The 13,101-nt window shown below is 63.8% G+C and carries 12 protein-coding genes; 4 read left to right on the top strand and 8 right to left on the bottom strand.

What is annotated here, in order from left to right:
• Positions 1–24: 24 nt before the first annotated feature.
• Complete coding sequence (locus tag AC0J42_RS15830; protein WP_416424526.1) at positions 25–1,044, bottom strand: branched-chain amino acid aminotransferase; 1,020 nt, start codon at positions 1,042–1,044, stop codon at positions 25–27.
• A 278-nt stretch (positions 1,045–1,322) separates the two neighbouring features.
• On the opposite strand from AC0J42_RS15830, the gene AC0J42_RS15835 reads away from it, so the two are divergent.
• Together AC0J42_RS15835 and AC0J42_RS15840 are read left to right on the top strand one after the other, a co-directional pair.
• A complete protein-coding gene (locus AC0J42_RS15835) occupies positions 1,323–2,342 on the top strand; it encodes an AAA family ATPase (protein ID WP_473002362.1) in 1,020 nt (339 codons plus the stop codon).
• Positions 2,339–2,863 (top strand): hypothetical protein, encoded by a 525-nt coding sequence (locus AC0J42_RS15840; protein ID WP_473002363.1) that lies wholly within the window; start codon positions 2,339–2,341, stop codon positions 2,861–2,863. The genes AC0J42_RS15835 and AC0J42_RS15840 overlap by 4 nt, the downstream gene beginning before the upstream one ends.
• Positions 2,864–2,957: 94 nt before the next feature.
• Here the strand turns inward: AC0J42_RS15840 and AC0J42_RS15845 are convergent, their stop codons facing one another.
• The 4 genes from AC0J42_RS15845 to AC0J42_RS15860 all read right to left on the bottom strand — a co-directional run bounded on the left by AC0J42_RS15845 (position 2,958) and on the right by AC0J42_RS15860 (position 7,503).
• On the bottom strand, positions 2,958–4,085 hold the full coding sequence (locus AC0J42_RS15845; RefSeq protein WP_416427397.1) for a glycoside hydrolase family 5 protein: 1,128 nt from the start codon (positions 4,083–4,085) through the stop codon (positions 2,958–2,960).
• Between the two features lie 158 nt (positions 4,086–4,243).
• A complete protein-coding gene (locus AC0J42_RS15850) occupies positions 4,244–4,999 on the bottom strand; it encodes a class II aldolase/adducin family protein (protein ID WP_416424527.1) in 756 nt (251 codons plus the stop codon).
• A gap of 205 nt (positions 5,000–5,204) precedes the next feature.
• Positions 5,205–6,524 carry an LLM class flavin-dependent oxidoreductase gene (locus AC0J42_RS15855; protein WP_473002364.1) on the bottom strand — a complete coding sequence of 440 codons (1,320 nt, stop codon included), beginning with the start codon at positions 6,522–6,524 and terminating at the stop codon, positions 5,205–5,207.
• Between the two features lie 19 nt (positions 6,525–6,543).
• Positions 6,544–7,503: an ABC transporter substrate-binding protein gene (locus AC0J42_RS15860; protein ID WP_473002365.1), complete on the bottom strand. Its 960-nt coding sequence runs from the start codon at positions 7,501–7,503 to the stop codon at positions 6,544–6,546.
• A gap of 214 nt (positions 7,504–7,717) precedes the next feature.
• On the opposite strand from AC0J42_RS15860, the gene AC0J42_RS15865 reads away from it, so the two are divergent.
• Together AC0J42_RS15865 and AC0J42_RS15870 are read left to right on the top strand one after the other, a co-directional pair.
• Positions 7,718–8,188: a VOC family protein gene (locus AC0J42_RS15865; protein WP_416424530.1), complete on the top strand. Its 471-nt coding sequence runs from the start codon at positions 7,718–7,720 to the stop codon at positions 8,186–8,188.
• A 6-nt stretch (positions 8,189–8,194) separates the two neighbouring features.
• The gene (locus tag AC0J42_RS15870) at positions 8,195–9,391 is read left to right on the top strand and encodes a hypothetical protein (RefSeq protein ID WP_473002367.1); all 1,197 of its coding nucleotides are present in this window, start codon (positions 8,195–8,197) and stop codon (positions 9,389–9,391) included.
• An 89-nt stretch (positions 9,392–9,480) separates the two neighbouring features.
• Here the strand turns inward: AC0J42_RS15870 and mhpA are convergent, their stop codons facing one another.
• From mhpA to AC0J42_RS15885, 3 genes are all read right to left on the bottom strand, one after another.
• Entirely contained in the window at positions 9,481–11,067 is a 1,587-nt protein-coding gene (gene mhpA / locus AC0J42_RS15875) for a bifunctional 3-(3-hydroxy-phenyl)propionate/3-hydroxycinnamic acid hydroxylase MhpA (RefSeq protein WP_473002369.1), read from the bottom strand.
• Entirely contained in the window at positions 11,064–11,981 is a 918-nt protein-coding gene (locus AC0J42_RS15880; protein ID WP_473002370.1) for a VOC family protein, read from the bottom strand. Before AC0J42_RS15880 ends, mhpA begins: the two co-directional genes overlap by 4 nt.
• A gap of 81 nt (positions 11,982–12,062) precedes the next feature.
• Entirely contained in the window at positions 12,063–12,896 is an 834-nt protein-coding gene (locus AC0J42_RS15885) for a fumarylacetoacetate hydrolase family protein (protein ID WP_473002371.1), read from the bottom strand.
• Between the last annotated feature and the right edge of the window lie 205 nt (positions 12,897–13,101).

Below are 13,101 nucleotides of genomic sequence, written 5' to 3' on the forward strand. Positions count from 1 at the left end.
TGGGGCCGCTGCTACGGGTTTACATCAGGCCTTGACGATCCAGCCCGCTGGGGCTTCAACGTCGCCGTGCTGGATGCCGGTCAGCTCGTTGTAGAGCTTGACGGTCACCGGGCCCACGCTTTCCAGGCTGTGGAACACGTGCAGCTTGTCGTTGTACTGGATGCCGCCGATCGGCGAGATGACCGCGGCGGTACCGCAGGCGCCGGCTTCCTTGAACTGGGCCAGCTGGTCGACGAACACGTCGCCTTCCACCACTTTCAGGCCCAGGCGGGTTTCAGCCAGTTCCATCAGCGACAGGCGGGTGATGCCTGGCAGTACCGACGGCGACTTGGGCGTGACGAACTCGTTGTGCTCGGTGATGGCGAAGAAGTTGGCCGAACCGACTTCCTCGATTTTCGAGTGGGTCAGCGGGTCCAGGTAGATGCAGTCGGCGAAGTTGTGCTTCTTGGCATCGGCACCCGGCAACAGGCTGGCGGCGTAGTTGCCACCCACCTTGGCGGCGCCGGTGCCTTGTGGGGCGGCGCGGTCGTAGGTGGAGATGGAGAAGTTGTGCGGCTTCAGGCCGCCCTTGAAGTAGGCACCTACCGGCACGGCGAACACCGAGAAGATGAACTCGGGGGCGGTGCGCACGCCGATGTTGTCACCCACGCCGATGACGAACGGACGCAGGTACAGGGCGCCGCCCGAACCGTACGGCGGGATGAACTTCTCGTTGGCACGCACGACCTGCTTGCAGGCCTCGATGAACATGTCGGTAGGCACGTGCGGCATCAGCAGGCGCGAGCAGCTGCGCTGCATGCGGGCGGCGTTCTGGTCCGGGCGGAACAGGTTGATCGAGCCGTCCTTGCAGCGGTAGGCCTTGAGGCCCTCGAAGCACTGCTGGCCGTAGTGAATGGCGGTCGAACCTTCGGCAATGTGCAGGACGTTGTCTTCGGTCAGGGTGCCTTCCTGCCAGGCGCCGTCGCGCCAGGTGGCCAGGAAGCGCAGATCAGTCTTGATGTAGTCGAAACCCAGGGTGTCCCAGTTTATGCCAGCGCCGCTCATGATGCCCTCTACAGATGATCGCAAGGATTCAATTCGTTGATCAGGCGACAAAGATACGGCGCCAGATGGCCTGCGGCAAGCGTGTCTTGGCGCCTTTGCTCGAGTGCTCCTCCGTACCCGGGTGTAAAGGCGGGATAAGCTATCAGAACGTACCCCCATTCACCCTACGCACTTTGCGGAAATGGAACGACACAACCGCCTTCGGACCCACATTGGCTCAAGGTAATGTTATGGAGTAAGATAAAAGCATTCAAAATGACCGGATTATCCAAACGTCCATGATCAAGCAATTTAGCCTGACAAACTTCGGCCCTTTGAGCCAAGTAACCTCTAACACGCTCGGCCCTATAAACCTTATAATCGGGAGCAACAGCGCGGGCAAAACCTTTCTCCTCAAAGCGCTTTACGCTGCATGCAGAGCGCAGGAAGAGACAGGCAAGGGCGATGACCCTCGAGACTTCATTGAGGTTCTCAGCGACAAACTATACTGGACCTTTCAAGTAGACAAACTAGGCGAACTCGTTACCAAAGGATCGCAAAATCGCCTGCAAGCGAATATCACACTAAAGGACAATGGCTCACTTGTATACGGCCTAGGCCAAGACACCACCAAGAAAATATCACTCATCCACAACAACCTGTCCCCGCGAACTGCCAATTCAATATTCCTCCCCCCCAAAGAAGTACTCGGACTGAGCAAGACAATTATAAAATCAGCACTTCAGGACAGAGCATTTGGCTTTGACGCCACGTATGTGGACTTGGTGGTCGCCCTGCAAACACCTGTAGGCAAGGGAAGGCCCCGCGAGGCCTTCCAGCAATCAAAAAGCAAATTAGAAAACATGTTTCAGGGAAAAATGGAATACGATGCCAGTAAAGAGGGTTGGATTTATAAAAAAGGGAATAGTAAATTCTCGGTGAACATTACGGCGGAGGGTATCAAAAAAATTGCGATCCTTGATACTTTGCTTAGCAATCGCTACATTTCACCAGACTCGATCATTTTCATTGACGAACCTGAATCGGCATTACACCCGACTGCGATCAGCCAGCTCATGGAAATTGTTGCAATACTGGCTAAACAAGGCATCCAGTTTTTTATGGCCACACACTCCTACTTTGTCGTAAAAAAACTTTTCAACCTGGCAATCAAGGAGAACATTCAGATCCCGGTCCTCATGCCCGGTGAAGACGGCATGTGGTCGCAATCAGATCTGAAAGATGGAATGCCAAAAAATCCGATAATCGAAGAATCAGTCAGACTATTCGACGAAGAGCTGGAGATTTCGATATCGTGACCTCTTTGGTGCATGAATCCGGTGTAGCCTTTGGCCCGTTCGACGCAGAGAATCTATTTCTCCCTGAGAGTTCTATCGCCGTCCACAATCTTGGCGACCATTTAAAAAAAGTAGAGTTTGCACTCTATATAGCAACACCTGCCAACAGTACCAAAGTTGTTTTCCTAGAAGCCAAGTCCTCTATCCCTCGAAAAGAATTGGAGCGAGACCTCTTCTTCCAAGACATCCGAGATAAAATGCTTCATTCAATGACTGTTTGGTTTTTAGGCTCTGCTGGAAGGCATCAAACGGTCCGCGACGAGCTTCATTCGTGCTTGAAATCAGAAGCTGCGATGGTCGGCCAAATAGACTTGATCTTGGTAATCCCACTGGTTCCTGATCAGCATTTAAGCGCGATGACTGATAAATTCAGGAGTACCATGACCGGGGACATGCGTGCCTGGGGCATAAAAACAAAAGACGTTCGAGTCCTTAACGAACGCACCGCCCGCCTATATGGCGTCCTCTCAAATGCGAATTAAGCTGAGCTTGACGGCTAATTCAGGTGACCGGCTTCACCTGCTGCTCCCGTTGGTTTAATCCTAGCCTTCATAGCTACACCGCAAGGAAGGCGCATTACGAGGCCGAAGGTGCGGCAAGCCGCCGCAGGATCGGCTCGAATTCCGCGGTGGGCTGGCGTGGCAGCGGGTCGGGTTCGCCCTTGTCGATGGCCTGCCAGTAGCGCCACGGTACCTTGGCGCTGCCCAGCTCGTAGTCCATGCCGTCCCAGCTGTCCTCGCGGAAGCTGTAGAAGGCCCAGTGCACCTGCTGGCGGTCGAGCACCGTGAGCACGTCCTCCAGGTACTGGCGGCAGCCGGGCAGCTGGCGCATGCAGCCGAACTCGCCCACCACCAGGCGCTGGCGCGGCACCCCTGCCCGCTCGGCCCAGGCCAGCGGGCGCTGCAGGTAGCTGGCGACGCGCTGGGCGTTCCAGGTCAGGGACTGGCCGGCGAACGGCGCTGGGCCAGGATAGGCATAGGGCGTGGCGCGCTTGATGTTCGGCGCGCTGGTGGCCTCGTAGGGCTCGTACATGTGCACGCTGTACAGCAGCCGGCTGTCGTTCAGGGCCTTGGGCCAGTACTCGAAGCTGTCGGCGGCGGCGTACCAGCCGGCGTCGAGCATGATCGGCGTGTGCGGGTCGACCTCGCGCACGGCGGCCACCAACTGTTCATAGAACGCCGGCAGGTCGCGGGCGGTGCCTTGGGCCTTGGCGTACCAGGCGTGCATGGCAGGGGCGCCGGCGTGCTCCAGCAGGCCGCCGCGTTTTTCCGGGGCCGGCTCGTTGATCAGGTTGTAGCCGGCTACCGCCGGGTGGTCCTTGAGGGCGGCGGCCAGGTCGCGCCAGTAGGCGGCGCTTTGCGCCCACCAGGCCTTGTCCTGCCACAGGCGGTCGTCGAAACGGTCGCCGTTGTTCTGCGACCAGCGCATGCCTGGCAGGGACAGCGGCGTGATCACCACCTTGAGGCCCGCCGCGTGGGCACGGTCGAGGCTGATGATAAGGGTGCGCAGGTCATTTTCAACCAGGCCGTCGTAATGGTCGGCGCTGCCCAGCAGGAAGTCGCGCTGGGCGGTCTGCCATTTGTCCCACGACAGCCGCACCCAGCCGGCGCCATAGCCGCTCAGGGCCTGGTAATACTCGGGGGTGGGCGGCAGGCGGTTGAAGCTGTTGCCGCCATGGCGGGGGGCGGTGTCCCAGAAGCCGATCAGGTCGGCGGCGCTGGCAGGCAACGCCAGGCCAGCCAGCAGCCCGGCGATCAAGGGGAAGATTCTCACAAGTGCTTACCTTTGTTCTTATGTGCAAAGAACCGCAAGCCTACGTGAACCGTCCCCTCCAGACCGCTGGCAAAGTGTGACCTGAATTGTCAGGAGCAGTAGGACGCGCGCTGGTCTTCGATCAGGGTCAACGCCGCCGCCCATGCCATGTCGATGATCTGCTCGACGCCGTCGCTTTCGAATTGTTTCGCCGTGTGTGCGCACACCTCCGGCGCCGGATAGATCAGCTTGCTGCCGCCCGCCAAGGCCTGCACCTGGGCCTGGCAAGCGCGCTCCAGGAAGTGAATTTCGTGGAACGCCTCGGCAACGCTGCCACCACCGGCCAGCAGGCCATGGTTGCGCAGAATCATGGCGCGGTGCGGGCCCAGGTCGGCGATCAGCCGCTCGCGCTCGTCCAGGGACAGGGCAATGCCTTCGTAGGTGTGGTAGGCCAGCTTGCCGTAGAACTTCAGCGCGTGCTGGCTGATGGGCAGCAGACCCTGCTCCTGGGCCGACACGGCGATGCCGGCGGCGGTGTGGGTGTGGATCACGCAGGCCAGGTCCGGCCGCGCCATGTGAATAGCCGAATGGATGACGAAGCCTGCGGCGTTCACCGGCACCTGCGCGCAGGCCGGGTCCACGGCCTTGCCGTGCTGGTCGATGAGCACCAGGTCGCTGGCGCGCATGCGGTCGAACAGCACGCCGTAGCGGTTGATCAGGAAATGATGCTCGGGGCCTGGCACGCGCAACGTCAAGTGCGTGTCGATCAGGTCGGTCATGCGGAAGTGGGCGATCATGCGGTACAGCGCGGCAAGCTCGCAGCGGGCGTGCCATTCGGTGTCGCTGACGGTGAGGGGCTGGGCCATGGGAGTCCTCCTGGGGCGGTGACATTTCCCATAGTAACGCCGTTTGCCGGGGGTGCCAGGAGGATTGATGCCGCTGTTGATGCCCCATACGCCATCCACGTAGCCGCTGCCGACAGGCTGCGCTGGCCCTGATCGTCGCTGGAGATCTCCAGTGTGGCTCAGGCCCAGCGCAGCCTGCGGCAGCGGCTACAAGATTGGCGGGGAATTAGCGGGGGTTGCGGGGGATGGTCAGGCCCAGGTTCTCGCGCAGGGTGGTGCCGGGGTATTCGCGCCGGTACACCCCGCGTTCCTGCAGCAATGGCACCACCTCCTGGGTAAAGCGGCGGAACTGGCCGGGATGGCCGATGTAGATATTGAAGCCATCCACCGCCCGGGCCTCGAACCATTCGGCCATTGTCGCCGCAACGGTCTCGGCGCTGCCCACGAAAGCGCCGGGGCGCAGTTGGCGCGAGGCCTGCACCGCCTGGCGCAGGGTGAGGTTGGCGGCCACGGCGTTGTCGGTGATGCGCTTGGCCACGGTGAAGAAGCTGCTGCGGGCAAACTCCAGGGCCTGGGCCGGGAACGGCGCGTCGAGGTCGTACTGGCTGAAGTCATGCCAGCCGAACGAACGGCCGAACTCCAGCAGCGCCTGCTCGAAACTGTGGTCGCTCTCGTGGTAGTGGCGCTCCAGGGCCCGCGCCTGCTCGTCGGTGTCGCCGACGAACACCTCGGCGCCCGGCAGCACCAGCACCTGCTCGGGGTCGCGGCCCTGGCGCACGGCGCGTTCCTTGATCTCGCGGTAAAACGCCTGGCCTTGTTCCAGGCTGGGCGCGTGGGTGAACACCACGTCGGCAATGGCCGCGCCCAACTCCCTGCCCTGCTCCGAGTCGCCGGCCTGGAAAATCACCGGCTGGCCCTGGGGCGAACGCTGCAGGTTGAGCGGCCCGACCACGGCAAAATGCTCGCCCTTGTGGTTCAGCGCGTGCAGCTTGGCCGGGTCGAAATAGCGGCCGGTGCCGCGGTCGCGCACGAAGGCGTCGTCTTCCCAGCTTTGCCACAGGCCCTGCACCACCTGCACATGCTCCTTGGCGCGGCTGTAGCGGGTGTCGTAGTCGTAGTGCTCGTCGCGGCCATAGTTACCGGCCGTGCCGGCGTCGCCGCTGGTGACCACGTTCCAGCCGGCGCGGCCCTTGCTGATCAAGTCCAACGAAGCCAGGCGCCGGGCCACGTTGAACGGCTCGTTGTACGAGGTGGTGAGGGTGCCCACCAGGCCGATATGGCGGGTGGTCACGGCCAGCGCCGACAGCAGCGTCAGCGGCTCCAGGCGGTTGAGGTAATGGGGCGGCGAGCCGGGGGTGATGAACTGGCTGTCGACGATGAAAATCAGGTCGAACAGCGCGGCTTCCGCCTGGCGGGCGATGTCGATGTACCAGTCGATGTTGACGCTGGCGTCGGCCGGCAGCTCGGGGTCCAGCCACAGGTTGTGGCGGCCGGGGCCGCCGACGCCCATGGTCAGGGCGCCGAGTTTCAGGGTGCGGGTGCTCATGGCAACGATCCTTGCAGGGTTATGGCGCGGCCTGGGCCGTGGCGGGTGGCTGCACGGCAGCGTTGAAGGAGCTGTCGAACAGGCTGGCGGCCGGGTAGGACTTGATCAGCCCCAGGCCGCTGAAGAATTCGATGGTCTGCTGGGCGGCGGCGATGTTCTGCGCGGTTACGGGGCCGACGTCGGTCTTGGCGCGGCCGAACCAGGCACGGGCAATGTCCTTGTCGGCACGGGTGCGCTCGGCCCAGGCGTCGGCGTAGGCCTCGTTGTGGGCCGGGTCGCTGACGCTCCATTCCCGGGCCTTTTTCAAGCGTTGCAGGAAGTCGTTGATGGCGGCGCGTTTCTCTTCGCGGGAATGCTCGTTGGCGACCACGAAGCTCTGGGCCGGGATCAACCCCTGGGCGGTGGCGATCACGCGGCCACCGGCACGCTCCTGCTGGGTGACGTAGGGTTCCCAGGTGGCGATGACGTCGACGCTGCCGCCGTCCAGCGCGTGGGAGGCGTCGAGGGCGCTGAGGTAGCGGATGTCGACGGCGTCACGCGACACGCCGGCCTTGTCCAGGGCGCTGAGCAGCAGTTGCTGGCTCCACGAGCCCTTCCAGATGGCCACGCGCTTGCCGCGAATGTCGGCGATGGTCTTGATGGGCGAATTTTTGCCGACCACGATGGCCACGCCGTCGAGGCTCTGCTGGGTCACCGCAATCACCTTGATGGGCGCGCCCAGGGCGCCGAGGAACAGCGGCGGCGCGTCGCCCAGCAGGCCCAGGTCCAGGCTGCCGGCGTTCAACGCTTCGGCCACCGGCGAGCCGGCGGTGAACTGCTTCCACTCCAGGGTATAGGGCAGGTCGTTGAGCACGCCGGCGGCGTCCATCACGGCGCGGGTGTTATAGCTCTGGTCACCCACGGTCAGGGTCAGGGCCGAGGCGCCCAAGCTGATGGACGCAGCCAGCGCGGCGGCGGCCAGTTTGACGAATGTGCGCAAGGCAATCTCCTGGGCAGCGGTTATATGGAAAGGCTCTGTAGAAACCAATGCTTATAAGCTAGCCATCTGGAAGTCATTTGTGAAATTCATTTTAGACATAACCTAATATGATTATTTTGCAGCTAATGCTAGCCATCCCCGGGGCTGCTCTACACTGAAGAGGTTGTTCCTGCTCATTCACTGCCGCGCCATGGGCCGGCACAGGAGGAAGGAAATGGCCGTCAAAGCAATCCCCGATGGACAACACAGCATCACCGCCTACCTCGCCCTGGACGGCGCGGCCAAGGCCATCGCGTTCTATCAAAAGGCCTTCGGCGCCACCGAGGTGTTCCGCCTGGAGGCCCCCGGCGGCCGCGTGGGCCATGCCGAGCTGCGCATCGGCGACTGCGCGCTGATGCTGGCCGACACCTGCGACCAGGGTCCGCTGGGGCCGATTGCCGGCGAACACAAGGCGCCAGTGGGCCTGCACTTGTACGTCGAGGACGCCGACGCGGTGTTCGCCCAGGCCCTGGCGGCAGGCGCTACCCAGGTGTATGAGGTGAAGGATCAGTTCTATGGCGACCGCTCAGGTACACTGCGCGATCCGTTCGGCAATGTCTGGTTCGTGGCCACCCACAAGGAAGACCTGACGCCCGAGCAAATCCATCAACGTGCAGCGGCCATGTTCGGCCAGGGACCTGCCTGACCCGTTATGCGAATCATTGAAAAAAACGGCGCACTGGTGCGCACCCTCACCCCCGCCGAGCAGGTATTGGTAGAAGGTTTCGTGCAAGGCAGCCTCGACGGGCACCGCCTGTTGCAGGCCAACCAGTGGCTGATGAAGGTGCGCGGCCAGGGCCAATGGCTGGCCTGCGATTGCCGCCAGGACGCGATGCCGGTGATGAACGTGACCCTCAACAGCAGCACCGGCACGCTGTTCCTGAAGAACAACCCCGGCACCCCGGAGCATCATCCCGAGTGCCCGTTCATCAAGGATGACCGCGAGCCAGGCACCAGCGCCGAGCGCGACGAGCCGCCAGCGGCCTGGCTGGCACCGGACGTGCCGCTGCGGCTGATCGGCGAGTTCCGCCCCGCCGGCAGTGCCGAAACCGCCGGCACGGCCAACGGCGCCAGCAGCCGCAAGGAGCAGCACCGCCTGCTGTCGCTGCTGGTGACGCTGATCGAGGCCTCGGGCCTCAACGTCTACGCCACCCACCTGAAGAAGGATTTGACCCAGCAGTTCGCCGACCTGCGCGGGGTGGCGGCGCGCTACCCGCTGGTGGAGCGGGTGCCGGCCAGCAACTACCTGGAAACGCGCATCGACATGAAGCACATGATGATGCTCAAGGCGCGCCTCAAGGAGTCCTCGGCGTTTGGCAGCCAGCGCCGCTACGGGCTGCTGCTGGACTGCGTCAACGAGGTGCGCACGCGCAAGGTGTTCAACGGCCGTAGTGATAATGGCTTCGACTTCCAGGGCCACCATTGGCTGTGGGGTGGCGAACGCACCAGCGGGCCGTTGCTGGCCCTGGCGCTGTACTCGCCCACCACGGCGGGCAGCCAGTATTACGAGATGATCCACGTGGCCACGGTGCCGGTGCTGTCGCGGGCGCAGCTGTTCCCGGTGCTGCGCGAGGAAGAGCGCGAGCCGTTGAAGCTGCTGGTGGGGCTGATCGACTGGATGGCCGGCAAGGGTGTGCAGGTCATCATGCGCCGGCCGGTGATCGGCGGCGACGTGATGGATGAGCTGGTGCTGACCTCGGACCTGGACCGGGTGCTGTCGGTGTCGCTGATGAAACAGCCGCTGGGCCCGGAGCCCAGCAGCGAGACCTTCAAGCGCCTGGCCGATTTCAAGAGCCTGGACACCTTCCGCAAGTACGTGGCCGGCTTCTTCATGCGCGACCGCCCGTAGCAGCAACTGTCTTGTGGGAGCTGGCTTGCCAGCGAGCTTTTATGGCCCCAACAACTCGCTGGCAAGCCAGCTCCCACAGGATGTCGCTGCTACAGGGCTGCTTCGGGGGTGCGTACGCCCAGGTGCAGCTGAGCCAGCAGGTCTGCCAGCAACGCTGGCACCTCGGCCACCTGCGCCACCGCGCCGAACAGGTAGAAGTCCGGGCGCACCAGCATCGCCGTCACCCCGTTTTCCTGCATGAAGCGGTGGTACTTGCCGCTGTGGTCGACGTAACCGCCCTGCCCTTGCGGCGCCAGGCGAATCACCCGCAAGCCGAGGGCCGCCAGGGCGTCGCGCTGTTCACGATTGATCAGCGCCAGCGGGTCGCGGTCGCCAATCACCACCAGGTGGAAACCACGGCCGAACAGCTCGTCATAGCGCGCCACCACGCCGTCCACCTCGATGCTGCCATGCACCCCCAGGCTGCCGGCCAGGCCCAGCGGGCTGCCGTCGGCGGCCTTGTGGATCAGGCCACCGGTGAGGCCCGGGAACGGCGCCAGCGGCGGCACTTCGCCGGCCAGGAAAGCCCGGTCACGCTCGGCGGCGGCCTGGGGGTCGGACACGCACACCACCTTGCCCATGGCCACCGAGGCGTCGATCACCGCGCGAATCTGCGGCTTGCGCTCGGGGGTGTAGCTGTCCAGCAGGCGCTCGTCGCAGGCGCCGCGCAGCACCAGGTCCAGGCGCCACGACAGGTTCCACGCGTCACGAATGCCCGAGCACATGCCCTGCCCCATGAACGGCGGCATCAGGTGCGCGGCGTCGCCGGCCAGCAGCACCCGGCCGTTGCGCCATTTCTCGGCGATGCGCGAGCGGAACTGGTACACCGCATGGCGCACCAGGGTCGCGGTACCCGGGTTCACCCAGGGTGCCAGCAGCTCCCAGACCTTGGCGGTGTCCTGCAGGTCCTCAAGGCTTTCGTGGGGCAGGCGCATGAACTCCCAGCGCCGGTAGCCCGGGCCGCCCGGCACCATGGTGGTGGGCCGCGCGGGGTTGCACCACTGGCCGATGTCCGGCACGTCCAGGGTGACCCCGGGGTTGGGCTGCAGGTCCACCACCAGCCAGTCTTCCTCGAAGCCCAGATCATGCCAGGCAATGCCCTGCTCGCGGCGCACGAAACTATTGGCGCCGTCGGCACCGATCACGTAGCGGGCCCGCACCTGGCAGGTCGCCTCGGGGTGTTCGGCACGCGCCGCGCGCTGCATCGACAGCTCGCAGCCGCCGTCGAACTGGCGCAGCCCCACCGCCTCCCAGCCCTGGTGCACCTGCACGTTGGGCAGGGCCTTGGCACGAGCGTCGAGCACCGCTTCCAGCGCCGGCTGGTTAAACAGGTAGCCGAACGGCCCGTCGCTGATCGACTCGGCCGACCAGTCGATCTCCACCAGGGTCTGCCAGTCGGCGTTGAACCACTGGTAGCAGGCCGACGGCTGGGAGATGGGTTGCAGGTCCTGCTCCAGCCCCATCAGGCGGAAAACCCGGCGAATCTCGTGGTCGTGGAACACCGCGCGCGGCAATGGGTACAGCGAGGTCCAGCGGTCATACACGGCCACGCTGTAGCCCATATTGCCCAGCAGGATCGCCAGGGTCTGGCCCACCGGGCCGTAGCCGACAATGGCCACATCAACAGTCTGGGTCATTGGCCAGCTCCTGCTTCGGTGTTGAAGATGAAGTGTTCGGGCACGTCCGGCCCCCACAGGTACAGGGAGTTTTCCGGGTGGAAATCGCCGCTCGGCCAGGTCACGCCTTCGGCGATGAAGTCCATGTCGGCCGAGTACTCGCAGAACGAGCCCCAGGGGTCGCGCACGTAGTGGAAGTAATTCGAGCCCAGGGCGTGGCGGCCGGTGCCCCAGCCGTCGTGGTAGCCGGCGCTGGCCATCTGCGCGGCGCCGACGCCCACCTGGTCGATGCTGCCCACTTCCCAGGCGGCGTGGTGCCAGCCCTTGGCGCTGCTCTTGGCGAAGGCCACCAGGTGGTGGTCGCAGCCGTGGGTGGCGTGCATGAAGGCAATGATGTCCTGGGACTTGTCCGACAGCCGCAGGCCCAGGGCCTGCTCATAGAAGTCGATGGACGCCAGCACATCAGGGGAAAACAGCAGCACGTGGGACAACCGCGCCGGGGTGATGCGCGGCAGCTGGTCACGGGTGCCCACGCCGCGCACGCGGCCGTAGGCGCTGGTGTGCAGGGCCGTGGCCTTGCAGTTGGGCATGGTCTTGTCGCCCACCTTGATCTGCAGCAGGTTGCCATGGGGGTCGCGGAACCAGCAGCCCACGCCGTCGCCGTCCTCGAACGTGGCGCCGGCGGCCTCGACCTGGCGGCGCAGGGCCAGGTAGTCGTGCTCATGGCAGTTGAAGCTCAGCCAGGCCAGGGCCTTGGCCGGCCCTGGCAGGATGCGTGCCCAGGTGCGGCCATCGCCGGCGCGCAGCAGCAACTGGCCGTCGCTGGCCTGCACGTCAAGGCCGAAGTTTTCGAAGAAATGCTGTGCCTGGGGTAAGGACGGCACATACAGCGCGTAGTGATCGATCGAATGCACGCCACGGGTTTCGCGGGTCATGATCGCCTCCGTTTATTGTTGTTTTTCGTGGCGCGGCCCTGGGTGTGGGCCGCGCCCCTGTAGCTGGGCCGGGGCCTGGGTTCAGGCCTCGTCGACCACCGGGTTGACCAGGCTGCCGATGCCTTCGATGGACACTTCCACCACGTCACCCGCCTTCAGGTACACCTTGGGGTTCATGCCGAAGCCGACGCCGGCCGGGGTGCCGCTGACGATCACGTCGCCGGCGCCCAGGGTCACGGCCTGGCTGAGGGTGGAGATGATGGTGGCGACGTCGAACAGCATGTCGCTGGTGTTCACCGACTGCACCACCTTGCCGTTGACCTTGGTCTGCAGCAGCAGGCCCTTGCCGCCTTCGGGCAGTTCGTCGGCGGTGACCAGGTCGGGGCCGAAGGCGCCGGTGTCATCAAAATTCTTGCCCACGGTCCACTGCGGCGACTTGAACTGGTACTCGCGCACCGAGCCTTCGTTGAACAGCGCGTAGCCGGCCACGTGCTTGAGCGCGTCGGCCTTGGCGATGTGGCGGCCGCCGCTTTTCAGCACCACGGCCATCTCGCCTTCGTAGTCCAGGGTGTCGGACACCTTAGGCCGTACCAGCGGCTGGTTGTGGCCGATCAGGCTGGAATTGAAGCGCGGGAACAGGGTTGGGTAGTCGGGTTGGGCGTAGGGCGATTCCTTGGTGTGGTCGGCGTAGTTCAGGCCCACGCAGACGATCTTGCCGGGTTCGCGCAGCAGCGGCAGGTAGTCGTGTTCACCCACCTCCACTACCGGGCCAGCCGCTTCGGCGCCGTAGGTGGAAAGGTCCACGCCGCGCTTGAGCAGGGCCTCCAGGGGTTCATGGCCCAGCACCCGCACGCCTGCTTCGGTGCGCACACCCAGGGTGGCCTGGCCTTGATACATGAAATGAACGTAGCGCATGGAAAAACACCTCTTGTTGTGGGTCGGCGGCCCGACCTTCGGGCGCCTGCCGATGGGGCCAAGGTAGGCCTGAAAAAATATACGGTCAACGATAATTTATATTTTTTAAGACCAAAGTCGACCAAACGCACGCTTCGACAAGCAACAGATATACATTCATGCGCAGGAATATATATTTTATGGGCGATGGGGTATGCTGTCGGCT

It is taken from the genome of Pseudomonas sp. Tav-5-1A (assembly GCF_055755055.1).

What these genes read in the sequence shown, in the direction of transcription:
- AC0J42_RS15830 (WP_416424526.1), bottom strand. Translation starts at nt 1,044, where the DNA reads ATGAGCGGCGCTGGCATAAACTGGGACACCCTGGGTTTCGACTACATC.
- AC0J42_RS15835 (WP_473002362.1), top strand. Translation starts at nt 1,323, where the DNA reads ATGATCAAGCAATTTAGCCTGACAAACTTCGGCCCTTTGAGCCAAGTA.
- AC0J42_RS15850 (WP_416424527.1), bottom strand. Translation starts at nt 4,999, where the DNA reads ATGGCCCAGCCCCTCACCGTCAGCGACACCGAATGGCACGCCCGCTGC.
- AC0J42_RS15855 (WP_473002364.1), bottom strand. Translation starts at nt 6,524, where the DNA reads ATGAGCACCCGCACCCTGAAACTCGGCGCCCTGACCATGGGCGTCGGC.
- AC0J42_RS15865 (WP_416424530.1), top strand. Translation starts at nt 7,718, where the DNA reads ATGGCCGTCAAAGCAATCCCCGATGGACAACACAGCATCACCGCCTAC.
- AC0J42_RS15870 (WP_473002367.1), top strand. Translation starts at nt 8,195, where the DNA reads ATGCGAATCATTGAAAAAAACGGCGCACTGGTGCGCACCCTCACCCCC.
- mhpA (WP_473002369.1), bottom strand. Translation starts at nt 11,067, where the DNA reads ATGACCCAGACTGTTGATGTGGCCATTGTCGGCTACGGCCCGGTGGGC.
- AC0J42_RS15880 (WP_473002370.1), bottom strand. Translation starts at nt 11,981, where the DNA reads ATGACCCGCGAAACCCGTGGCGTGCATTCGATCGATCACTACGCGCTG.
- AC0J42_RS15885 (WP_473002371.1), bottom strand. Translation starts at nt 12,896, where the DNA reads ATGCGCTACGTTCATTTCATGTATCAAGGCCAGGCCACCCTGGGTGTG.